Raw genomic sequence first — 25,291 nt, 5'->3', positions numbered from 1 at the left:
ACCGAAGATCGAATTACGATGCAACCTTTAGCGCAATTTTTAACAGCAGCAGAGTGTGCAGAAGTCGATATTGCTCTGCTCTCAGCAAAAGAAAAATTTTCGACACGGCTAGCGATTTATGCTTTGAGGGTGCTTAAACAAATAGCAGAAGAAACAGGTTTAACTGTGGAAGCCGTAACGAATCAGCAGGTAGCAGATTGGATTGAGAAGGATGAAAATATTAAGCAAGAAATAGAAGTTGATGCTAGTTTTAAGAGCTTTTTTACAAATTTGGTGATTTCATCTTTGCGACCCCTAAAGCAGATTTCCCTAGAAACTGGGGAGTCAATGGATAATTTAACAGTCAAACAAGTGGTTGCGTGGTTTGAAAAAGATGGTAAGATTAGGAGAGAACAGGGTATTGATGCGGCGTTTTTGAAATTGTAAACGGAGCAAAGCTTTATATGGCTAGTCGTGCTGACAAATCTTCCAAGCTAATTGACAAAGCTACGGTTTTAGCCAAATCTGGCAATTGGGGAGAAGAGGCCAGGAAAATAAATAGTTCGATTATTGAGTTAGACCCCAAAAATGCTGATGCTCATACGCGGTTGGCGCGGTGTCATGTTTTATTGGGAAATCTCGATAGTGCCGAACAAGTCTATGAAAAAGTGCTGAAGATTTATCCTGAGAATTTAGTGGCTAAAAATAATCTGTCTAAGCTAAAAAAGAATCGACCTTTATTTACGGGAGATAAACTCCTCTAGTTAGTAACGATAAGTGAATGGGCGAGCGCCGGATTTGAGAAGGATACAAGATTCGGCGCGAGCTAAAGAGCGGTTATTTTTACATTAAAATTACGAGCAGGAGAAATAAACGGAACTATCCTGTTATTTCTCCTATGAAAAATAACTTATGGTCATGGGGTTCTTAGAATATTTTGTAAAATTTAGAGGGCGGGCAAAAGTATAGAAAAGAGTAAATCTCTCATATTTTTTAGTCGTCTTAGTAAATATTGATATTCTGCGATCGAGAGGTGCTGCCAATGCTAATGCTACTATTCTATGTAGGTAAAAACCTTTACGCACTTGATACTTCTCAGGTAGTTGAAGTTATACCTAGAGTAATTCTTAGGAAAACTCACCAAATGCCTGATTATGTGGCAGGTATGTTTCAATATCGCTCTGCGATTGTACCAGTCATCGATCTGTGCCATTTAATTCAAGGACAGCCAAGTTGCTCCTACTTAAGCACTCGAATTATCATGGTAAATTACGTTGGGAAAGATAACGCTAAGCGTTGTATTGGATTGATGGCGGAACGAGTGACGGAAACATTAAATAAGCCAGATAGCGAGCTCGTAGATGCCGCCACCCACTTAAATGAAGCTGCTGGTTATTTAGGAGAAATGATTATGGATGATAAAGGTATGATTCAGCGTATTAGGCTAGAATACCTGCTGTCAGATCCCCAGCATCAATATTTACTAGCAGGAAAGAACGATGACCGTAACGCTCCAAGCTCAAATTGAGTCACTCCTGAAAGATAAATTGGGTTGGTCTGCCAGCATTCTTGGCTCTAAGGAAATTGCCAGAGCTGTAAAAAAACGGATGCTAGCTGAGGATTCGCCCGATATACAAACTTATCTACAGCAATTGCAAATATCAACCCAAGAATTAGAAGAACTAATTGAATTATTAATTGTACCGGAAACTTGGTTTTTTCGAGATTGGGAACCATTTACTTTTTTAGAGAGCTACGTCAAAGCAGAGTGGCAACCAACGCAATATCACCCCATCTTGCGCGTACTCAGCGTACCCTGTTCTTCGGGAGAAGAGCCTTACTCAATTGCTATGACCCTCCTTAAGGCAGGTTTGACACCTAACCAATTTCAAATTGATGCCGTAGACATTAGTAAAATATCCTTAGATAAAGCGCGAGAAGCCGCGTACAGCCCCAATTCATTTCGCGTAAAAAATCTAGAATTTCAGAACCTCTATTTTACCAAAATTGGCAATAAATATCACTTGCGCGATCTAGTTAGAAATGCTGTTAATTTCATGCAGGGAAATCTAGTTGCTCCTAATTTTAGGATCGGCAAAAATCCTTATGATGTCATTTTCTGCCGCAACGTCTTAATTTATTTCGACGATGCAGCTAGAGCTAAAGCAATTGGCACTTTAAATAGTTTATTGAAAAATGAAGGGCTGCTGTTTTTAGGACACGCCGAGCAAGCACAGATATTAGCATCTTCGTTTGTCTCAGTACAACATCCTTTTGCTTTTGCCTACCAAAAAAAAGACAAAAATAAAGGCGAAGCGAGAAATGAAGAAAGAGTGCAAATTAGAAATAAGCACTTAACATCTACCTCAGATTTTAGTCCTCGCTCAGAGCGAAAAAACAACTTTCCTCAATTCAGGGAGAACGATCTCAGAGTCAAAAGACAAAACGCTACACTCCCAAATCAGGAGTCTACAGAATTGAGAACTGCTTTCTCGAACGTTCAAAAAATATCTGCTAAAGAAATAATTCCTGGTCAAAACTTAATTAACCTGCCAGTTTCCAACCTTGAAAATGCACGGAAGTTAGCCGATACAGGACAGTTAAGCGAATCTGGTAGAATTTGCGAAGCTTATCTCAAAGAAAACAGTACCAGCGTTGAGGCTTATATCTTACTAGGGCAAGTTTATCAAGCTAAAGGGATGGAAAATCAGGCAGAGCAATGCTTTCAAAAAGCAGTTTATCTTGAACCTAACAACTCTGACGCACTCCTGCATCTGGCTTTACTTAAAGAACAGAGTGGGGATCTTGCTAGAGCAGCGGTCTTACGGCAACGTATCCAGCGCCTGCAAAAGCCTTAGATAAGTAGACATTAGTCAGCTAAACTGATAAAGTTTGACTAATTCCTGAAAACTGACAAATAATAAAAATTGGGTCAAAATTAAATGTTTGGAAACTTAAAATTAAGAGAACGTCTACTCGTTGGATATGCAATACCCACCATTGTGTTCATCATATTTGCCACAATGGTTTTTTTTAATAGTCGGCAAACAGCGGAAACTTTCCAAAGTGTAAATACAGCCCAAAATATGATTATTGAAACCGATGATATGATTTTGAGGGTTTCGTTGATGGCTAGGCAAGTTCGGGGTTATCTACTGGTTGGGAATGCTGAGGGTGCTTTACAATCTTTTGATAAAGAAGAAAATAATTTTGAGGAGGCAGCTAACCGCGCCCAAAGGATCATCAAAATAATAGGAGAGCGAGAACAGGAACAAAGATTTGCAAGAATGCTTGAAATCAAAAATCAGTTTCAAGAGTTAGCTAAAAGAACTTTCGTTCTGAAAGATCAAGGTCAGCAAAAACAGGCAGTAGATTCGTATTTGGCAGAATCTAAAAACATTCTTGAAGAATTCGACAAATTGCTCCGGGAATTTCGCCAAGAACAGCTAGACATATTGGCAGAAGATATTGGAAATACAAAAAATGCTCTGAGCTACATACAATCTGCATCTGTAGTCGTTCCCATAATAGCTTTAGCTATAGCTTTGACGGTAGGATTTCTAATTTCCCAAATTGTAGAGGGAATAATTAGCAGAGTTGCTCAGGTACAAGGACAAGCAGAAAAGGTGGCTACTGGAGATCTGAGCGCGAAAGTGGAAGTTTTTGAGAATACTAAGGATGAGATTGGAAAATTACAGATTGCTTTCGTTAGAATGGCTGACAACCTGAATTCATTAATCCGCCAAGTTCAACAATCCGGAATTCAAATTACCTCTTCTGCCACCCAAATTGCAGCTTCAGGCAAGCAACTAGAAGCAACCATCACCGAACAAGTTGCTTCCACCAATCAGGTAGCCGCTACAGCCAGAGCAATTGCTACCACTTCTGGACAATTGGTAAAAACAATGGATGAAGTTGAACAGACATCTAATATAACTGCACAGTCGGCTGGTGAGAGTCAAAAAGATTTGATGCAGATGGAAAAAACGATGCGGAAGTTGGCAGATGCTACAGGGAGCATTTCTAACAAACTTGGAGTAATTAGCGATAAAGCCAATAACATTAATAGCATCGTTACTACGATTACAAAAGTAGCGGATCAAACAAATTTACTCTCATTAAATGCGGCCATTGAAGCCGAAAAAGCTGGAGAGTATGGAACTGGGTTTGCGGTGGTGGCGCGTGAAATTCGCCGTTTAGCTGACCAAACGGCAGTGGCGACATTAGATATCGAGAATATGGTCAAAGAAATGCAAAGTGCTGTTTCTACAGGGGTAATGGAAATGGATAAGTTTACCAAAGAAGTAGAGCTAGGAGTGGAAGATGTTCGTAATATTGGTATAAAATTAGATACAATTATTGACCAAGTGCAAAACCTAACTCCTCGCTTTCAACAGGTGACAGGCAGCATGGAAGGGCAGTCACAGGGGGCGCAGCAAATTAGCGAGGCAATGGTGCAGCTCAGTGAAGCTTCATCGCAAACAGCTCAATCCTTACGTGAGATTAACGGTGCTATTAGCCAATTAAATGAGGCGGCACAAGGCTTGCGTCATGAAATTTCTCATTTTAAAGTTGCAACTGCGTAACTTTAAAAAAATCAATACAAATGTAGAGTTTGATGCCATTAAACTCCCCAGGTAAATTATCAGGTTTGACAAAATGAACTTCCGTACACGCCTCGTCTTTACTTATTCGATTCCTGCAATATTATTCATATTGTTGAGTGGGCTAGTATATGTAAATGCTTCTCGCTCACTTCAACTTTATAAACACACAAGAATAGGGCGGAATACGCTTCTAGGGACAAAGGAAATGATGTTGAGAGCTTCGATGATGGCTAGACAAGTTCGCGGCTATTTACTTGTGGGAAATGCTGAGGGTGCTTTACAATCTTTTGAGAACCAGAAAAATCTGTATTTGGAAGCTAGGAAAGAGGTAGAAATACTAATTTCAGACAATTCCAATGCACAACAAAAAGAAAAATTCACTAAGATGATAGAGCTAGAAAATCAATTTGAAGAACTATCGAAAAGAACTTTCCGTTTGAGAGATGAAGGTAAGCTACAAGAGGCGGTAACTACATATCTGGCAGAATCGAAAAACAATTTAGGAGAATTCGACAAAATAAATGAAGAATTTACCCAAATCGAGCAAGAATCTTTAAAATCGCTGAGTGAGGAAACAGAAGGAGCGATTAAGTTAATACGTTTATCATCTATAGCCATTACAGCCATAGCCCTAGTGGTGGCATATATGATCTTTAACCTAGCGAAAAACTTGAGTGCATTAATTCAACAGGTACAGCAAGCAGGGATTAAAATTACTAGCTCTAGCACCCAAATCGCAGCTTCTGGGAAAGAACTTGAAGCAACCATGACTGAACAGGCGGCCTCCACTAATGAGATAGCTGCCACAATCAAGGAGATTGCTGCAACATCTTCACAACTGGTGAAGACTATGGATGAAGTTGAATATACATCACAAGCTACGGCTCAGGGGACGGTGAATAGTCAAAAAGAATTAATACAGATGGAAAAAACTATGCGGATATTGGCAGAGGCAACTAATACGATTTCCTCAAAACTGGGGACAATTAGTGATAAAGCTAATAATATTAACAGCATTGTTACTACTATTACAAAAGTAGCGGATCAAACTAATTTACTCTCGCTTAACGCGGCCATTGAAGCGGAAAAAGCTGGGGAGTACGGAACGGGTTTTGCTGTGGTTGCCCGTGAAATTCGCCGCTTAGCCGATCAGACAGCAGTGGCGACATTAGATATTGAAAATACGGTAAAAGAGATGCAAAGTTCAGTTTCAACAGGGGTAATGGAAATGGATAAGTTTACTAAAGATGTAGAGCGGGGTGTGGAAGATGTCCGTAATATTGGCACAAATTTAGAGTCGATTATTGGGCAAGTACAAACCTTAACTCCTCGCTTTCAACAGGTCAGTACCAGCATGGAAGGACAGTCAGAAGGGGCAAATCAAATTAGTGAAGGAATGGTGCAGCTAAGTGAAGCTTCTTCGCAAACTACTCAATCTCTGCGTGAGATTAACAGTGCGATCGCAGACTTGAATGAAACGGCACAAGGCTTACGTCAGCGAGTCTCTGGTTTTAATGTTGGTTAGAGATAATGATTCTACAGTAAATTAGGTAGAAATGAAAGTAATGAGTAATGATTGCTGGAACAAAATAGGAGTTGAGGGCGATCGTTCCTGCGAGCAACTCAAAGCAGTAATACACTGTCGGAACTGCCCCGTTTATTCTGCGGCTGGACGCAGTTTATTAGAAAGGGAAGCGCCACCAGAGTATGTAAATGAGTGGACAGAGGTACTAGCAAAAAGTCATCCCGATCATTCTCAAACACCACTTGGCGGGACGATAGTTCCTTCGGGAGAAACTGTATCAGTTGCGATCTGTCTTCTAGGCGGTGAATGGTTCGCTGTGCCAGTAAGGTTGCTTCAGGAAGTAACAGATCCCTGTGTCATTCATACCTTACCTCACCGCAACAGCGAACTTTTTATGGGTTTGGTCAACATTAGAGGTGAAATTCTAATGTGTGTTTCTCTCCGACATCTTCTTGACCTGCAAGCTAACGTTAACTCTTCAGAACGTCCTACTTCTGTTGCGGCTAAAAGGATGATAGTTGTGGCAAAAAAAGATAATCGCTGGGTTTTTATCGTTGACGAAGTTTGCGGTATTCATCGCTTCCAGCTCGGAGAATTACAAAATACACCCGTAGTGATTTCAAAAGCATCAGAAGCTTATACAAAAGGGGTGATTTTGTGGCAGGGGCATAAGGTGAATTACCTCGATGCTGATTTATTGTTTTATACCTTAAATAGGAGAATATTATGAGCGAGAGTACAATGCTAGATGTATTCCAGCAAGAAGTGGAAGCCCAAATAGCAATATTAAATCAGGGTTTCATCTCTCTGAAAACTGAACCGCAGTCTGGTCAAAAGTTGGAGCCATTAATGCGTGTTGTTAATGCGATTCAAGGAACCGCTAGGCTTGTTGAAATTGATGCTGCTATTAACCTGGCTCAAATTATAGAAAATTGCCTCGATCGCGTCCAAAAGCAAAGCTTTATACTAGGTAATACTGAAATTGACTTACTACTAGAAGGAGTTGATTTACTCTTCAATATTAGCCACCTCAAGGAAGAAACTTTAGAGAGTTGGATTTTAGAAAATCAAGAAAATATCGCTACACTTACAAATAGTATTGACACTCTAATTACATCAAGCGCACAATCAGTTGCTCAGCCAAAAGTAGAATTTAAAAGTTTGCCTACAAAATCAGAAATCCCAAGTTTAGAAGTAGGTTTAGAAGATGATAGTAATAGCCAACAGATAACAGTTTCCCCTAATATACCTGCTGCTATAAAATCTTCCCCCATTTCTAATCCAGAAGATCTCAGAGATGAACAAGTAACAGTTACTAAATATAGTCAAGATGCTCTAGAGCTAGATGAGATATCAACCATCGGTGACACTTCAATGGTGGAGTTATTCAAGCTGGAAGTAGAGGCCCAAGCCGCTGTTTTAAGCGAGGGACTGCTAGCTCTGGAAAGTCAACCAGGCTCTCCTAAAGTTTTAGAGTCTTTGATGCGGGCAGCCCATTCTGTTAAAGGAGCTGCACGTATTGTTGCCCTGGATGCTGCTGTTAATTTAGCTCATGTTATGGAGGACTGTTTTGTAGCAGCACAAAACGAAAAGATTACTCTGGAAGCAGAGGGAGTTGATGTGTTACTGCATGGAGTCGATCTGCTGACAAATATCAGTCAGCAAGGACAAATTTGGGTTAAGGAAAATCAGCAGGATATTGAAACTACCAGAGAGGAAATTTATGCTCTTTTGACACCCGGAACCCCATCAGTTCAAAGGGATCAAAGCTTGCCTTCACAGCAGAAAAATCAGGTACAAACAATTGCCATACAAAAACAAGAAATCGTTGTGGCTACTCCCGGTAATATCCAAACACAACCAAATACTGAAAATAAGTTCGATGAAACTAACTCCATTCTTAATCCAATATCTGGCTATATAGAGCAAGCAAAATTGCCCGCAGCAGATAGTAGTGCTAGCGATCGCGTTGTACGAGTAAGTGCCGAAAACTTAAATCGGATCATGGGTTTAGCTGGCGAATCTCTAATCGAAGCAAATTGGCTTCAGCCTTTTGCAGATTCCCTAACTATTCTCAAGAAACGGCAACTAGAATTATCGAAAATTTTAGAAATTTTTCAACAAAATTTAACAGTTAATCACCATCAAGATACAGAGAGCTATTTAGAAGCCGCTCGAACAAAAGAGCGAGAATGCCGTCAGATTTTGAACGATCGCCTGATCGAATTAGAATTATATGCCCGTCGCACTAGCAATCTTTCCGATCGCCTCTATCAGGAAGTAATCCAATCTAATATGCGCCCTTTTGCCGATGGTGTGCAGGGATTTCCGCGCATGATCCGAGATTTAGCCCGGAAGCTCAATAAGCAAGTAAAATTTGAAATTTTTGGCAAATCTACACCAGTAGATCGTGATATTATCAAAAAACTAGAAGCGCCCCTCACCCACATTTTAAGGAATTCTATAGATCACGGTCTTGAGCTTCCTGAAGAGCGCATAGCCGCAGGCAAACCAGCAGAAGGAACTGTGCGGTTAGAAGCAGTCCATCGAGGAGGAATGCTATCAATTACCATCGTTGATAATGGGAGAGGAATTAACTTTGATTGGCTGCGCCAAAAAATTCTTAATAAGAACCTAGCAACACCCGAAATAGTAGCTCAGCTCAGTGAAAGTGAACTGATGGAATTTCTATTTTTACCAGGATTTTCTACCGCCAAACAAGTCACAGAAATTTCCGGTCGCGGTGTGGGTTTAGATATTGCTAAAAGCATGGCGCACGAAGTTGGAGGAACGGTCAGAGCAAGTTCTACTTTGGGAAAAGGTACGACTTTTCACTTCCAATTGCCTTTGACTCTTTCAGTTGTTCGCACCCTGTTAGTAGAAATATCCGGCGAACCATATGCCTTTCCTTTAGCGCGGATTGAGCAAATTGTCAATGTGAATAAAGAAGAAATTTCCTCAGTGGAAAATCGGCAATATTTCACTATGGACAATAGGAATATCGGCTTAGTAGCTGCTTATCAAGTTTTAGAATTGAAGCAACCTCCGCCTCCTTCTAATACTTTGTCTGTGGTTGTGATCAGCGAACAATCAGATTATTACGGACTGGTGGTAGATCGATTTTTGGGCGAACACGATTTAGTGGTAAGACCCTTAGATCCGCAGCTCGGTAAAGTTCAGGATATTAGTGCTGCGGCTCTAATGGGAGACGGTTCTCCTATCCTAATTGTTGATGCTTCTGACTTGATGCGTTCTGTTGATAATTTGCTTAACAACAGTCTATTGAACCGTGTTATTAACAGTTCTGATAAATTTGCTGTAGAGGGCCCCAAGAGTATTCTGGTAGTGGATGATTCTATTACCGTGCGAGAAATGCAACGAAAATTGTTACAAAATAAAGGTTACAATGTTGATGTTGCAGTCGATGGAATGGAAGGTTGGCACGCGGTTTCTACAAATCACTACGATTTGGTAATTAGTGATGTTGATATGCCGCGCATGAATGGAATCGAATTTACCACCAAGATTAAAAATAATCCTAAATTCAGTTCAATTCCAGTGATTATTGTCTCCTATAAAGACCGTGAAGAAGACCGTATACGTGGCTTAGAAGCTGGAGCAGATTATTACTTAACGAAAGCTAGTTTTCAGGACGATACATTGGTAAACGCCGTTTACGATTTGATTGGTCATTAGTTAGTGCTTGGTGGTTAGTGTTTAATTGTTGATTGTTGGGTGTTAATACTACTAACCTAGTAATTATGTAAAACCATTTATCACACTGCCAAGAGGCAGCAGTACGATGAGCGTAAGTCTGATAATTATAACCCCTAACCCTAACAACTAACAACTAACAACTAACAACTAACCAATAATATGAGAATCGCAATTGTAAACAACATGGTGATGGCAGTAGAGACGCTACGGCGCGTCTTGATGACTGTCCAAGAATATCAAGTGGCTTGGATAGCTCGTGATGGTGCTGAAGCAGTTAGCAAATGTGCCCAGGATACCCCTGACATAATTTTGATGGATTTGCTCGTGCCGATCGTGGATGGAGTAGAGGCAACTCGCCAGATTATGAAGAATTCTCCTTGCGCCATTGTAGTAGTAACAGCTAGCGTTGAAAAAAATGCTTCTAAAGTATTTGAAGCAATGGGATATGGAGCATTAGATGCCGTTAGTACACCAGTTTTAGGAGCTGGCGGCAATCCAGAATCAGCTCAAGCTTTGCTTGCTAAAATAGTGACTATTGGTAAACTAATTGGTAAATCAGCACCAGCTTATAAATCTAGAATCCCTATCCAAAGTCCTAAATCTATATTTTCACCTCTAGCATCCCGCATTCCTCCCTTAGTTGCGATCGGTTCTTCTACTGGAGGGCCAAATGCTCTAGCAAAGATCCTTTCTCATTTACCAGCAAACTTTGGTGCAGCAGTAGCTATCATCCAGCACGTAGATGCACAATTTACTCCTAGTTTGGTAGAATGGCTGAATGAACAAACCCCTCTGAGCGTGGAGCTAGCATCCGAAGGTAGTCGTTTAGAAGTAGGAAAGGTATTAATTGCCGGGACAAACGATCACCTTTCATTACAACCCAATTTCAACTTAAGTTATACGAAAAACCCAATTGATTATCCCTATCGTCCTTCAGTTGATGTATTTTTTAAAAGTGTTGCTCATTACTGGCATCGGCAAGGCACTGCTGTGCTACTAACAGGAATGGGTAGAGATGGAGCGGAAGGGCTAAATTTATTACGGGCAAAAGGATGGCATACCATCGCCCAAAATCAGGCAAGTTGTGTGGTTTATGGAATGCCGAAAGCCGCAGTAGAATTAGGCGCTGTGGTGGAAATTTTACCCCTAGATGCTATCGCTTCTACTTTAATTAAGCAATTAGCAATGAACCGTTAGTTACTTCTTCTTACTTTTTATATTCCGATCAATATCTCAAAAGGAAGTGAATTCAATGATAGCAGAAATGATAGAAGATCCGATTACAGTCTTGCTCATCGACGACCAGCCAATGATCGGCGAAGCGGTTCGTCGAATGTTGCTTCCCGAAAAAGATATCACATTTCATTACTGTAACGACCCTACTCAAGCTCTAAAAGTGGCTAGAGCGTGTCAGCCTACTGTCATTTTACAAGACTTAGTTATGCCAGAAATGGAGGGACTGGTTTTAGTGCGCTTTTTGCGAGCAAAAAATGCTCCTACGAGATATGTTCCCCTAATTGTTCTTTCTAGTAAAGAAGAACCGCTAATCAAAGCTAAAGCTTTTGCATTAGGTGCTAATGATTATATAGTTAAACTCCCCGATAAAGCCGAACTGATCGCCCGTATCCGATATCATTCTAAAGCTTATGTAAATCTTCTCAAGCGCAACGAAGCTGAAGCTATCCTCCAAGCGGAAAACTTTCGGATGGCTAAAGAGCTAGATATGTTGCGTCAAATGCAACAGATGATTCTACCTACATCGGACGAACTAGACGCGATTGAAGGTTTAGAAATTGCAGGGTTTATGGAACCCGCTGATGAAGTAGGTGGCGACTACTATGACGTTCTTTATGTAGACGGTGTTGTTACTATTGGAATTGGTGATGTGACGGGACATGGACTCGAAAGTGGTATTTTGATGGTAATGACGCAAACAGCAGTCCGCACTCTTAAAGAAATTCGAGAACTCGATCCAGTTAAATTTTTAGCTGCCCTCAACCGCACTATTTATAAAAATGTGACTCGGATGAATTCTGAAAAGAATTTAACCTTAGTCATTCTTACTTATACAAAAGGTAGAGTCAGCATCAGCGGTCAGCATGAGGAAACTCTTGTAGTGCGAAAAGGAGGTCATGTTGAACGTATTAATACGATGAATTTAGGTTTTCCCATTGGATTAGATGAGGAAATTATTGAGTTTATCAATCATACTACGATTGAATTAAAAGAGGGCGATGGAATTGTGCTCTATACGGATGGAATCCCTGAAGCATATAACATCCAGAAAAAACAATATGGGCTGGAAAAACTATGCGAAGTTATTAGTCAAAATTGGGAGGTTTCTGCCGAAGAAATTAAGCAAGCAATAATTGATGACCTTAAAGAATTCATTGGTTTACAAAAGGTTTTTGATGACATTACTTTAGTGGTGATAAAACAACAAGAACAATATGAGGAGATGGAAGCATTGGAGGAAGAGGAACCTATAGAGGAAGTTAAGGAAACGGTGAAGGCAAAGAAGAAATTCAACTTTTTTGGGAACTGATATTCCCAGAGAAAAGTCGAACGTTTTGTTATCAAAAATTAAGCTTGAATCTGTTTTTTCTCACTTAACTAGGCAGTAGAAATGAACCAATCTTTTGGATATTTTATTGAGGATTTTCCGCAATATAATTCTTTGGAACTGATCTTTACTCAAAGTTCTCTGCTCAGCGAACAAATATGGCGTAATCATCGTTTATCGGCTCATTTTGTAGCTAATTATTTCGCGAATCTTTTGCCCATTGATGAAGATGAGGCTCAGGGAGAAGAACGCATCAAAGCCATACAAACTGCTGTGAGTTATATTGGAAACGAACTCTTAGAAAATGCGATGAAATTTAACGAATTTAGCCGGCACGAGCGAGTTCGGTTTGGTATTCATTTTGTGAAAGAAATAGAGATAGTCACTCCTATCATTTTTACTAAAAACAGTATTACTTATGAAAAAGTTGAGCAATTTCAAGCTTTTATTGAAGAATTACTATCGGCAGATCCTAATGAGTTATATATTCGGCAGGTTGAAAAAGCAGCCGAATCCGAACAAGATGAAGCTTCTGGCTTAGGCTTGCTGACCATCATCAATGATTATTCAGCCAAATTAGGCTGGAAATTCGAGACAAAATCTACCGATCCACAAGTTATCCTAGTTACTACAATGGCTCAAATTGTTGTATAATATTAACTAATAAATTTAGACCGCTGAAGAAAAAAAATAGACAGCTTATGAGCAATCAAGAAGTCAAGGGTGAGGACTATAAAGTTGAATACGATCCAGCATCGTCAACAGTTTATTTTAAAGGGGAAATCAGTCTAGGAGGCCCCAAGGATTATGCTCCAATTGTTAAGTTGCTTGATGAAGCGGCTAGTTTAGCATCCTCAACCTTAACATTAAATGTAAAAGAATTAGGATTCCTCAATAGTTCAGGGATCAGTATGCTGTCGAAATTTGTACTGGGTATGCGGAAAAAGAAAACTCAATTGATAGTTTTAGGTTCAAAGACAATGCCTTGGCAAGCTAAATCACTGAAAAACTTAGAGCGATTGCTTCCAGGTTTAAAACTGGTAGTGTAATCAGGTAAAATAGTTAGGAGCGCTCGCCATTTTTCTGAGAGTTTTTATAGATTTATCGATTTCAAATTTGAAGAATTTAGGCTATTAGTCGCTCCAGCTAATAATATTAATTATTGTTGAGTTCCCGATCCAAAAATTAAAGTAATTTATTTGAGGTAGTAACTTCTATGTTAGAAAATCTATTGCATCAATTTGAAACGCTGAATATAGCGGTCAAGTTCCTGTTTGTTTTGTTAATTAACGCTCTGGGAACAGGAGTATTATATATATTCTTGTTTTATATTATGCGCCCCATTTTTCGTAAACTTGAGCAGGATATTGCCCTCGTTACCTTAAGTGTTTCCTCTTATCCCCTCCTGATCGTCGGCGCTATTTATAGTCTAAAATTTACTGTTGGAAAATTCGTGTCGGCCGATCTTCTTGCTGCACTAGAACATCTCCTAACACCGATTTCAATTGCCACTATTAGTTATTGGTTAGTGCAATTATTTGTTGAAGTTTTTATCTATTACCTAAAAGAATACACTAAAAAAACTGAGGCGATGTGGGATGATGTCTTGCTTCCCATCCTCTCAGCCGTTGTCCCTGTGATTATTTACCTGGTTGGCGGTGTGCTTTTGCTCAGCTCCTTTGGGGTTGATTTAAGTGGAATTTGGGTAGCACTGGGTGGCGCTACTTTTGTTCTCGGTTTTGCACTTCAGGATATTTTATCTAATTTTTTTAGTGGGGTTGTTTTACTCATAGATACTCCTTTTAGATTTGGTGATATTTTGCTTCTTGAAGATGGCTCAATTGGAATGCTGCGCCGGATTGGCATTAGGGTAACTCAGCTTTATATATTTAGTAATCATTGTGATGTTTATATTCCCAATAGTGTTTTGCAGGGTCAAAAACTAACTAATTTAAGTCGTCCTACTTCTTTATACTATCACTCTCTCGAAATAGAAATACCCTCAGAGGGTAATTTTGAGGAATCGAAGAAGCTGATGCAAGCAATTGTGTTAGCTCATCCAGATACTTTAGGGGACATAGATGCTAAATTGGAGGTGATTGATAATTACTATAACGCTGAAGAAAGTGATGTGAATCTATGGGAACAACAAGAAATTGGCAAATTGCGGTTACTGGCTGAACAAGAAGTAAATTTAAAATTAGAGGAAATTGAACAAGCTCTTGAATCTTTAGTTGTGACTGTGCAATTTGCTGAAAAAGGAGGTTTAACTCAAGATGAAAGAGAAAATGTTCAACAGGAATACCAAGCAATTTTAGAACTCATAGGTTTTCAAATTAGCGAGGAAACGGAAGGTCGCAGTGCTGTTGTTAATTTTGAAGAATATAATGAAGAAGGACTGATTGAGCTAATTAGAGAGTGGTATCGAATTTGGCTCAGAGATCCTAACTTGCTGGATGAGGATCAATTCTTCATTTCAGATGAATGGGAACGAAAGATTAATTTGCTCAAGCGGAGGGCGCAACGATTATCTCAAAAAATTTCTAATCCTCAAGCTGACGAAACTCGTTTGGATGATTATGTGATAGAGATAATTAAATGGCTCAAAGAGAAGTTGAAAGTGCCGAGAAAAAAATGGCAAGAACCGCAAATCAGGATGATCGGAATGAATCACGAGGAGTCTTCGGTGTATCTTGAATTAAATATTAGCTTTTTTGTGGATGATATTAAACTGGAAGATGGGAAAAGGGGCGATCGCGTTAGAAGCCAAATTTATCAAGAAATCTTCCGCTGTCTCCAAAATACTTACATGAATTGGAATGGTATTAAAGAGATAGGTGAGACACAGGAGAATGGGAATGCTGTCGATGCTAGCATTACTCAGAGTCCTGTCAGCAGTTTTGTACAGACTGGACTTGATTCCACGACTGCTAAACAAGGCTTTGCATTTTACTTGTCGGTAGGTAGGAATAAATCTGGGGCCAAGTCGGGAAAAGCTCTTGACAAGTAATGCTGGACTTCGGTGATGCGATCGCTCCCTCCTTAGCCCTCCTTAGTAGGTTAGCTAAGGTAAGATCGGGTTAAAGCGCCTATAAAAGCGCAGCAGCGATCGCTCCTTACTAGGCCAGCTAAGCTAAACAAGGCAAAACCTATTATTGGAGAGGACTTCAGCCAATTTTAAAAAACCTTTCAAAAAGGGGTTGACAGAGCGGGGAAAACTTGGTAGTTTATTAAAGGTGAAGCGTAAAAAGATGTAAGGCTACTGAAACAGAAAGAAGTAAGTAACGCATCTAGCTCAAGCCCCAAAAGCATTGAAAGTTTAAAAAGCTTTCCTGGTGCCAATGGCGCGGTGGAACCACACCGATCCCATCCCGAACTCGGATGTTAAACGCTGCTGCGGCGAAGATACTTGGTGGGTAACTGCCTGGAAAAATAGCTCGGTGCCAGGATAATATAAAACTAAGGCTCTTTTCCAGCAATGAAGGAAAAGAGCTTTAGTGTTTTGGTTAGTTGTTAATTGTTAATTGTTAACTGTTAACTGTTAACTGTTAACTGTTAACTTTTTTCTTCCTTCTTCCTTCTTCCTTCAATAATGATTAAACCTTTTTCTCCGCTTCCTCCTTGGATTGTATTAGATTCGCTGTTACAAAGTTGGCTGGTAGAGGATATCGGTAGAGGCGATCGCACCACATCCGCTTTATTTCCCCCCCAAAGCATCCAGAGCACAGCTAAATGGATAGTTAAAGAGTCAGGAATCATTGCGGGATTACCGATCGCCGCCAGAGTATTTCACCTTTTAGATAGCAGCGTCAAATTTATCCCCCAAGTTTCAGAAGGAGAGTGGTGTGAAAAAGGAAAAATCATTGCAGAAATTGCGGGCAATTTTGATGCCTTGTTAACAGGAGAAAGAGTAGCATTGAACTTAGCTATGCGTCTCAGTGGCATTGCTACTTTTACTCAAAAATATGTAGATCGCATCGCAGATTTACCTGTACAACTGGTAGATACTCGCAAAACAACACCGGGTTTGAGAATATTAGAAAAGTATGCTACTCAAGTCGGTGGGGCGCGAAATCACCGGATGGGATTAGACGATGGAGTAATGATTAAAGACAATCACATTGCTGCTGTGGGGGGAATTGGCGAAGCGATCGATCGCATCCGAGCAACTATTCCCTATCCTTTAACAGTAGAAGTAGAAACAGAAACACTGGCAGAAGTAGAAACAGCTTTAAAACATGAAGCAGATATAATTATGTTAGATAATATGTCTGTTGACTTAATGCGCCAAGCAGTGGATATCGTTCGTCAGCATAGCAACCGCATCAAAATTGAAGCCTCTGGTAATATTACCTTAGAAACAATTAGAAGTGTAGCTGAAACTGGAGTAGACTACATTTCAACCAGTGCTCCTATTACCCGTTCAACTTGGCTAGATTTAAGCATGAAATTTGTTAACAGTTAACAGTTAACAGTTAACAGTTAACAGTTAACTGACTGAAAACGGCTATGAGTGCGTAATCCTGCTAAGATTTAGCTTAGTAGCTGAGGATAAACTAATGCGCTGGATTCGGTACGTTGCGATCGCCCTCGTCAATGCCTTCGGTGTCGTGGTTGGTATCGTCTGGGTTGCTGTCCCCCATACACTCGCTCAATCTTCGATCGACTCAACGCTCCAAACCTACCAGCTTCAAGATACGACTCCGAGTGCGCGATCGCTACCGGAACTTTACAAACTTCGCGATCGCCTCAAAGCTGACCTAAATAAACTCACCCAAAATAGCGATCCTACTCTGTTTCCAGAACCCTGGAGAGAGGAAATCCAGCGCCAACAGTCTGAAAATTCGCGCCGAAACCTCCAAGCGGTTGAAGCTAGCATTCTGATTGAAGAAGAAGCAAATAATACTTGGCAGCAAGCTGCTAAATTAGCAAGGCAAGCTGTGGAAATTGGACGCATACCGAGCCCTAACGCTGCTACCTGGGAGCGATCGCAACATTTGTGGCAAGCAGCAATCGAAATTTTGCGCCAAATTCCTCAAGAATCTTTTCTAGCGGATAAAGCCATTGAAAAAACTATCGAATATCAGGGATACGTTGCGATCGCCACTTATGAATGGCAATTAGCGCGATCGATTGAGGAAGCTAAAAATAGAGATAGGTTAGAAAAACAGGCAAAAGCCAATGTTAGCAAAACCGCCACTGTTACCCCACTATCTATCCCCTCAACTAGCGTCACACCCCCTCTAGGTTTTTCCTTTTTGGGGGATACAAACAGAGATGCTATAATTGACCAGCGAGACGAACAAAAACGTGAAAAATGGTCTCTTGCTAGCGGGGCGCTAATACTATTTAATCATGATGATGACGATCGCAAAGGAATTTCGGATTGGCAAGATCTAAAAGTAAATGGAGAGCGCGATGTACAAGATTTAGCTCCCATTACCTTGAAACTATCAGAAGAATTTGTGGGTTCCCAAATATTTCTCACCGCTGACACCGCCTCCCTCCGCCACGTTAATATTTTTCAAAAAACCAATGACGGCTGGAGAATTGTAGATATTTCCGGCAAAGAGCCGCTAGTTTTTGACCGCGAGATGGTCTTGGGTGTAGAAGCTAAACAGTTTCGCGATCGCAACTGGAGTGGCGTAATTGCCCTGAAAGCCACTGCCATTAAAAATGGCAAAGAAATGGCTGCGGACACAATTCAAATGGGAGTATCTCCCTGGATTATGTCGCCCAATACAGCACCAGTTAAGGAAATTTATGTCAGCGATCGCGGCGTGCAAAATTCGGACTTTGTAGCTCAAATTAAGCAAGCAATAGAACCCACAGATACGAAAACAAAAATCACTCCGGGTGACAGCATTTGGCTGCAAGAAACTAAAGAAATTGGCTATGTTCAATTTCCCGACAAAGTGGGGATTCGCACCTTCAATTCCGCGCTAAAACGGGGAGGTGACAATCAGAGTAAATCACTCTTAGGTCGCGACTTCGGAACCTTTGAAATCGGTCAATCGCGAGGCCTCGATCCTCTCAATCAGTGGTCAGATGGGTATGGTAATTTAGAAGTAACACCGCCCCTGGCTGGATATCCAATGGGTCGAGTTTATTATGGCAATTCTGGCACGGCAACACTCAATCCAGAGGTAGTTGATTTTATTAAAGCTCAGCAAGTTCAAGGGCCACCAGTTGACATTGATACTTCTTGGCTTTTAATTCGCAATGCTGATGAAATCATCAGTTTTATTCCCAGTAATTCCGGTCAACCATTATTAATGGTGGTCAGTCCAGAAGCGGGAGTAAAATTGTTGGAAGAACTAGCTAAAAAAGGCTACAATGATGCGATCGTTAATCGCGATTTAAGCACCCAAACAACTGTTCGTGCTGCTTTGAATAATAAATCGCTAATTCAGCATAATCTCTATTTGCAACAGGAAAAAATTAACCCACTGTTGTCAAAATTGAAAAAAGAGTTTCAACTCACGGACGATCGCATTATCCAAGTTCCAGCGATGTTCGGTTACAGCGGTTATGCTTGGTGGCCCAATATGGTTAACTCTGTAGCAGTAAACGGTCAATTGTTAGTTTCTAACCCTCGCGGCCCAATGATTGACGGTCAAGATTACACTCAGGAGAAATTTCGCCAATTAGTAGCACCTTCCGGGATTACGGTTAACTTTTTGGAAGACAAGTATTATCACGAACTCAGAGGTAATACTCACTCTGCTACTAATACGATACGTCAGGGAGAAGTCAAGCCTTTTTGGGAGTTCTAATTTTGATAACGAGAAAGCAGAAGGGTTTAACGATCTAGATAATATTTACCGCGTATAAACAACGATTCGGAAGTATAATCATAGTCAAGCTCACAGATGAGATTACTAGGACTTAAGCATGGAGTCCTAGAAACCGGGTTTTTGAGAGTATCTGTGGGTACGGGCGAAGTATTTTCGTCAAAAAACCCGGTTTATGAGGTTGGGTGCGTAAGTCCTGATTACTTAACTCAAGGAAAAGCGGCGGATGTTTAATCAATTAAGAATGAGAAATCGAATGTTACTTGGGTATGCAATTCCGGGATTTATCTACCTGGCATTGTCTGTATTAGCTTACATAACAGCCAATCAAGTATTTTATGCTTTTAAAGAAGTTGAGAGGGTGCAGAATATTATTATAAATACTAACAATATGTATAGAGGTTCAGATCAAGCAGTGCGGAGCTTTCGCGGCTATATAATCAACAGAGATAATAATTTTATAACTCAATATCAAACAGGATTGAACTTATCTCGTAATGCGGCTAATAACATAAAACCACTAATTAAAAACCCGGAACAGAGAACCCGATTAGACAAAATGGTTGAATTTGTTAATGAATATGCAGATTTTAGTGATGAAATCATCGCTTTATTAAAGCAGAATAAAAGAACTGAAGCTTTAACTTTATTTAACCAAGGAAAAGGGACTCAATTTATTAATCAATTTGAGGCATTGAGCATTGTATTCACAGAATCTGAACAATCTCTTCTAAAAGCAGAAATGACAGAAGCAAAAGCTTCTTTAAACTTTTTAATCATCTTGTTGATAGGAGGTTCAGCTTTTTTGGTACTGTTTGGTGTACTTATTGCTTGGTTAATTTCTTCAGGTATTGTCAAAACAATTGATCGGGCAATCAATGCGATCGCGACTTCTTCAACTGAGATTGCAGCAACAGTGGATGAACAGGAACGTATGGCAACTCAGCAAGCAGCTTCAGTTAATCAAACTACCACGACAATGGATGAATTGGGTGCCTCTTCAAGAGCAACTGCACAGCAGATAGAAAGTGCAGCCAATGAAGCAAAAGAAGCTTTAAACCTGGCTGGAGGCGGAACAAAAGCTGTAGGCAAAACCTTAGAAGCGATGGCAACACTAAAAATTAAAGTGTCGGCTATGCAAGGACAGATTATGCAATTGAGAGAACAAACCGATCAAATTGGTAATATCTCAACTTTGGTAAGCGATCTGGCAAATCAGACTAATATGCTGGCACTAAATGCAGCAGTTGAAGCAGTGCGAGCAGGGGAACATGGCAAAGGGTTTGCAGTTGTTGCAGCAGAAATTCGCAAACTAGCCGATCAGAGTAAAAAATCAGCGGATAAAATTAATCTTCTGGTTGGTGATATTCAAATGGCGATTAATTCTACAGTAATGGTGACAGAGCAGGGAACTAAAACAGTTGAAGCAGGAGTAAATATTGCGGAGGAAACAGCCCAAGCTTTTGTAGGTGTCGCAAATGCAATTAACAATGTGGTTTTGAGTTCTCAACAAATTTCTATGAATGCTAAACAGCAAGTGATTGCCATCGAACAGGTGGTTGATGCGATGAATTCTCTTAACCAAGCAGCGGCCCAAACAGCTAGCGGGATCGGTCAAACTAAAGTGGGTACACAGAAATTAAATGAAGCCGCACTAGACCTTAAAGCCGTAGTCTAGATACTTGCGATATCTACCATTTGGCATTTTTAATTCCCCCATTCCTTGTTAAAACTGGATCGCCTTACTAATTGATATAATGAAATTAAGCACAAAGCTCTATTTAGGCTTTTTTATAATCCCAGCAATGATTTTGATGGCGATCGCTATTTATTCTATTTCTTCCTTTGAACGGATAGATCGGCAAATCGCCACCATCTATGATGACCGGGTTGTGCCTTTGCAACAGATCAAGCAAGTTTCAGACAGTTATGCCATCGTGATTATCGATAGCTTTAATAAAGCTGAGGTGGGTTTAATTACCAGTGATGATGCACTCCAAGCTATTAATAAAGCTCAGATAATCATTCAGGATAGTTGGAATGCTTATCACAATACTAATTTAACTTTGGCAGAGGAAGCTATTATTGCTGAGACCGAGGATTTATTCATTCAAGTCAATAGCAAAATAGCACAGATCGAGCCAGTGTTAAAAAGTCAAAATACATCTCAATTAGATGCCTTAGAGAGGTCTTTATATAAAAATACTGACCCTTTAACTACCAAGCTTCAAGAGTTGATAAATTTGCAGATCCGGGTAGCTAAAGAAGAGCGGGAAAAAGCTAATTTAGTTTATGCAGAAATCCAGCTTGTTTTTAAAATATTATTGGTTATTTCACTATTGATTGCTTCTCCTATTGGCTTTATCTTCAGCCGTTCTATTCTGACTGCATTTAAACATACTCTCAATGCCCTTGTGGCAACTTCAACAGAGATGGCTGTTGCTGCCGAAGAACAGGATCGAATTTCCGCACAGCAAGCCTCTGCTGTGAATCAAACTACTAGCACGATGACTCAATTAACGGCTTCCTCAAAAGTTGCGGCCCAGCAGGCTGAAGCAGCCGCAGAGGGTGCTAAACAGGTCTTAGATTTAGCTTCCGGAGGAACTCAGACAGTAGCGCGATCGCTCTCAGAAATGCTTGCCCTTAAACAAAAAATGGTAGTGATGCAAGCACAAATTTGCCAACTGAGCGAACAAACCAATCGAATTGGCAGTATTTCAAGTTTAGTTAGCGATTTAGCTAACCAAACAAATATGCTGGCACTCAATGCCGCGATCGAGGCTGTACGTGCCGGGACTCATAGTAATGGATTTGCAGTTCTTGCTGCTGAGATTCGCAAGCTAGCAGATCGAAGTCAGAAATCGGCTACTAAGATTAATGCTCTGGTTGAAGATATCCAGAAAGCAATTCATTCAACAGAAATAGTAACGAGGGATAGCACGAAAACACTTGAAGAGGGAGCTAAAATATCCCAAGATACAGCAGAGACTTTTAGTGGTGTTAAGGTAGCGATTGATGAGATTGCTGTCAGCGTTCAAACTATCTCGCTCAATGCTCAACAACAAGCGATCGCGATTCAGCAAGTAGTAGAAGCTATGAGAGTTCTCAATACAGCAGCAGCCGAAACTGCAAGCGGTATCCGCCAAGTCAAAATCGGTACGCAAAACCTGAATGAAACTGCTCTATTTCTTAAAGCTCTAGTTTAATTAACTGTTTGTTAAATGTTAGTAATTACCAATCACCAATTACAAAAATGATGATCGAAGATGAAGAACTAAGGAATGTCTTTAAATCTGCAAGCGAAGAGCATTTACAGAAACTTGACGACGGATTTCTGTATTTAGAAAAATATCCAGATGACTCCGCCAAATTAGAAGAATTGCTGCGAGAAACCCACTCACTCAAAGGCGATGCTGGTATGTTGGGTGTTAAAGATGTGTCAACATTAGCTCATCAGATGGAGCATATTTTGGGAAGCGTCAAACGAGGCGAAACAGTTTTAACTCCCGAAATTAGCGATCGCCTTTCTCAAGGTTTGGAAGCCCTCCGCCAACTCGTCAATGAAGCCGTAACAGGAGAATCTTCCGGTATCAATACCTTTTATATCCTTGCCTCGATGATGGGCGCTTCCACTTCACAGCAGAGGAATAGGGAAACCTCAGAAAATCAGCAGCATGAAAAGACAGATGTAGAAGAACAAACCATCACGCCACAGGAACAACAAATTAGAAATCAAAATGTTGAGGAGATTGTAAGCGATAATTTTTTGCTTTCACCGATAAATTCTGTAGAGACGGTTTTAGCCGATAACTCTTCACTTTTGGAGGCGAATGCTGTAGAGGTGAATTTAACTGATAGCTCTTCGCTATTACAGACAAACTCATTAGAAATGACCCCTAATTCTGTAGAGACAGGTTTAGCGGATAATTCTTCGCGATCGCAGACAAACTCACTGCAAAACTCGCCCCTTCCAGCTTCTCCCACTTACCGCATTGAAACTATTCGCGTTCCCACGCAAAACCTTGATGCTTTAATGACGCAAGCAGGGGAACTAACAGTTACTAAAATTCGACTCGCTCACCGATTATCCGAAATCGAAGAAATTACAACTTTATGCGAAGATTGGAGCCGAGATGCCTTTCTCAATCGCTTTGTGCTTAACCAGGTGGAAACTCCCACCCATATCTCTGCACAAAATGGTGCAATGGCGCAATTACAGAAGTATCACCAATACGCCGAAGAACGTTTAGAAAATTTGGTAATTCTCATCAATAGCTTGAGAACCGAAATCTATGAAGATACTGCCAGATTAGATTTAATTGCGGGGGAATTAGAAGAAGGAATTCGCACTTTACGGTTGCTACCTTTGTCTACTATTTTTAATATATTTCCTCGGATGGTTAGGGACTTAGCCAGACAGGAAGGTAAGCAAGTAGAATTAATTATTGTAGGCGGCGAAACCAGAGCCGATAAGCGCATTCTGGAAGAAATGAAAGACCCTCTGATGCACATGATTCGGAACGCCATCGATCATGGCATTGAAACACCAGCGGAACGCGAACAAAAAGGTAAACCCAGTGTCGCCAACCTTCAGCTCAGAGGCTACAATACTGCTACTAATATCATCATTGAAGTCATCGATGACGGCAGAGGATTAGATATCGAACAAATTAAAAAAACGGCAATTAAACGCGGGATTTACACAGAAGAAGAACTCGCTGTAATGACAGCCAACCAAATTCAAAGCCTAATTTTTTCTTCGGGTTTTTCAACTCGCACGTTTGTGACTGAGGTCTCTGGCAGAGGCGTAGGTTTAGATGTAGTTCGTAGCAATGTAGAAGCTCTCAAAGGAACCATTCAAGTAGAATCAACAGTCGGACAAGGATGTACTTTGCGGCTGTCTCTAGGCACTACTTTAACTACTGCTCATGTGTTAATTGTAGCTGTTAACGGAATTTATTATGCCTTACCTGTGGAATTTGTTCAGACAATTCGACTGGTATCACAGTCTGATATTTTTCCCCTTGAAGGCAGGGAAACAATAGTTTTAGATGACCATCCAGTATCAGTTGCTAAACTTGAAAACTTGCTTCAAATAAATAATAAAGCATGGCAGTTATGGAATAATAAAAAGGGAGAGAGACAAGGCAATACCAACCATAATACTTCCCATCCACACTTATCCATCGCTAATCATAAACAAATGTTTTGTATTATTCTAAAAATTGGTGAGGAACGGTTGGGATTATTTGTAGATGCTCTGATCGATGAACAGGATGTTGTACTCAAACCCCAAAGTCATTTGCTCAAACGAGTTCGCAACGTTGCAGGTGCAACTATTTTAGGTACTGGCGAAGTTTGTATGGTGTTAAATCCTCAAGATTTGATTAAATCTATACGGAAACAAGCAGTATCCCGTACCCCCTTACTTACTTTGACCGAGCCCGGAAGCGAGGCTGTCACGACAAAGCAAGTTATTCTGCTAGCAGAAGACTCAATTGCTACTCGCACTCAAGAAAAGCGGATTCTCGAAGCTGCGGGTTATGAAGTTGTGACAGCGGTGGATGGATTGGATGCTTATAATAAGTTAAAAACTCGCGCTTTTGATGCTGTGGTCTCAGATGTACAGATGCCTAATTTAGATGGTTTAGAGCTAACTGCTAAGATTCGTCAGCATAGAGAGTATAGCGAATTACCGATTATTTTGGTTACGTCTTTAGCTTCGGATGAAGATAAAAAAAGAGGTGCAGAAGCAGGGGCAAATGCCTACATTACTAAAGGAAATTTCAATCAAGAAGTATTGTTGCAAACTTTGAGCAGATTGGTGTAAGTAGTCGGACATAAATAAACACTATAAAATGCACAGGTGGGCGCTCGCCTCTCTCAAGAATTAAAAATGTAAAATTAAAAATTAAAAATTTAATTAATTTCATTTTTAATTTTTAACGTTTAATTATGTCCGACTACTTATAGCCTTTCTCAGAAAGATGAGGTATCCTGTTACTGACACTCACTCGTGAGGGTCTAACAGAGAAGATAAGATCAAATGAACTATAATTACATGGTTCAGTAAAGCCTCGCCTGCGATACCACACATAATAGCATT

The 25,291-nt window shown here is 40.3% G+C and carries 18 protein-coding genes and 1 rRNA gene; all 19 read left to right on the top strand.

Going from position 1 to position 25,291, the window contains the following annotated elements; translation table 11 throughout:
- The first annotated feature begins 18 nt into the window (after positions 1-18).
- The 19 genes from PN499_RS27380 (at position 19) to PN499_RS27285 (ending at position 25,015) form a co-directional block, all read left to right on the top strand.
- A complete protein-coding gene (locus PN499_RS27380; protein ID WP_272036509.1) occupies positions 19-426 on the top strand; it encodes a hypothetical protein in 408 nt (135 codons plus the stop codon).
- Positions 427-443: 17 nt separating this feature from the next.
- Positions 444-743, top strand: a complete 300-nt coding sequence (locus PN499_RS27375) for a tetratricopeptide repeat protein (RefSeq protein ID WP_007353116.1) — start codon at positions 444-446, stop codon at positions 741-743.
- Positions 744-1,021: 278 nt separating this feature from the next.
- On the top strand, positions 1,022-1,507 hold the full coding sequence (locus tag PN499_RS27370; protein ID WP_272036506.1) for a chemotaxis protein CheW: 486 nt from the start codon (positions 1,022-1,024) through the stop codon (positions 1,505-1,507).
- A complete protein-coding gene (locus PN499_RS27365; protein WP_272036504.1) occupies positions 1,479-2,837 on the top strand; it encodes a CheR family methyltransferase in 1,359 nt (452 codons plus the stop codon). The genes PN499_RS27370 and PN499_RS27365 overlap by 29 nt, the downstream gene beginning before the upstream one ends.
- A 165-nt stretch (positions 2,838-3,002) precedes the next feature.
- The gene (locus tag PN499_RS27360) at positions 3,003-4,565 is read left to right on the top strand and encodes a methyl-accepting chemotaxis protein (protein ID WP_272036502.1); all 1,563 of its coding nucleotides are present in this window, start codon (positions 3,003-3,005) and stop codon (positions 4,563-4,565) included.
- A 73-nt stretch (positions 4,566-4,638) separates the two neighbouring features.
- The gene (locus PN499_RS27355) at positions 4,639-6,111 is read left to right on the top strand and encodes a methyl-accepting chemotaxis protein (protein ID WP_465249977.1); all 1,473 of its coding nucleotides are present in this window, start codon (positions 4,639-4,641) and stop codon (positions 6,109-6,111) included.
- A 40-nt stretch (positions 6,112-6,151) separates the two neighbouring features.
- On the top strand, positions 6,152-6,841 hold the full coding sequence (locus tag PN499_RS27350; RefSeq protein WP_272036500.1) for a chemotaxis protein CheW: 690 nt from the start codon (positions 6,152-6,154) through the stop codon (positions 6,839-6,841).
- A complete protein-coding gene (locus PN499_RS27345; RefSeq protein WP_272036498.1) occupies positions 6,838-9,807 on the top strand; it encodes a response regulator in 2,970 nt (989 codons plus the stop codon). Before PN499_RS27350 ends, PN499_RS27345 begins: the two co-directional genes overlap by 4 nt.
- A gap of 180 nt (positions 9,808-9,987) precedes the next feature.
- Entirely contained in the window at positions 9,988-11,025 is a 1,038-nt protein-coding gene (gene cheB, locus PN499_RS27340; RefSeq protein ID WP_272036496.1) for a chemotaxis response regulator protein-glutamate methylesterase, read from the top strand.
- A gap of 55 nt (positions 11,026-11,080) precedes the next feature.
- Positions 11,081-12,373, top strand: a complete 1,293-nt coding sequence (locus PN499_RS27330) for a SpoIIE family protein phosphatase (RefSeq protein WP_334311724.1) — start codon at positions 11,081-11,083, stop codon at positions 12,371-12,373.
- 81 nt (positions 12,374-12,454) lie between these two features.
- Positions 12,455-13,045 carry a slr1658 family protein gene (locus PN499_RS27325; RefSeq protein WP_272036494.1) on the top strand — a complete coding sequence of 197 codons (591 nt, stop codon included), beginning with the start codon at positions 12,455-12,457 and terminating at the stop codon, positions 13,043-13,045.
- 47 nt (positions 13,046-13,092) lie between these two features.
- A complete protein-coding gene (locus PN499_RS27320; protein WP_007353126.1) occupies positions 13,093-13,440 on the top strand; it encodes a slr1659 superfamily regulator in 348 nt (115 codons plus the stop codon).
- 167 nt (positions 13,441-13,607) lie between these two features.
- Positions 13,608-15,401, top strand: coding sequence for a mechanosensitive ion channel family protein (locus PN499_RS27315; protein ID WP_272036492.1), 1,794 nt, complete (start codon positions 13,608-13,610; stop codon positions 15,399-15,401).
- Between the two features lie 321 nt (positions 15,402-15,722).
- A 5S ribosomal RNA gene (gene rrf, locus PN499_RS27310) occupies positions 15,723-15,840 on the top strand.
- A 143-nt stretch (positions 15,841-15,983) separates the two neighbouring features.
- Positions 15,984-16,856 carry a carboxylating nicotinate-nucleotide diphosphorylase gene (nadC, locus tag PN499_RS27305; RefSeq protein WP_272036491.1) on the top strand — a complete coding sequence of 291 codons (873 nt, stop codon included), beginning with the start codon at positions 15,984-15,986 and terminating at the stop codon, positions 16,854-16,856.
- A 94-nt stretch (positions 16,857-16,950) separates the two neighbouring features.
- A complete protein-coding gene (locus PN499_RS27300; protein ID WP_272036489.1) occupies positions 16,951-19,167 on the top strand; it encodes a protein-arginine deiminase family protein in 2,217 nt (738 codons plus the stop codon).
- A gap of 244 nt (positions 19,168-19,411) precedes the next feature.
- Entirely contained in the window at positions 19,412-20,863 is a 1,452-nt protein-coding gene (locus PN499_RS27295) for a methyl-accepting chemotaxis protein (protein ID WP_272036487.1), read from the top strand.
- A gap of 79 nt (positions 20,864-20,942) precedes the next feature.
- Positions 20,943-22,391: a HAMP domain-containing methyl-accepting chemotaxis protein gene (locus tag PN499_RS27290; protein ID WP_272036485.1), complete on the top strand. Its 1,449-nt coding sequence runs from the start codon at positions 20,943-20,945 to the stop codon at positions 22,389-22,391.
- A 50-nt stretch (positions 22,392-22,441) separates the two neighbouring features.
- Positions 22,442-25,015, top strand: coding sequence for a hybrid sensor histidine kinase/response regulator (locus PN499_RS27285; RefSeq protein WP_334311725.1), 2,574 nt, complete (start codon positions 22,442-22,444; stop codon positions 25,013-25,015).
- Positions 25,016-25,291: the final 276 nt, after the last annotated feature.

It is taken from the genome of Kamptonema animale CS-326 (assembly GCF_028330895.1).
Classification (GTDB): domain Bacteria; phylum Cyanobacteriota; class Cyanobacteriia; order Cyanobacteriales; family Microcoleaceae; genus Kamptonema; species Kamptonema formosum.
This window is presented reverse-complemented; position numbering and strand designations above follow the sequence as displayed.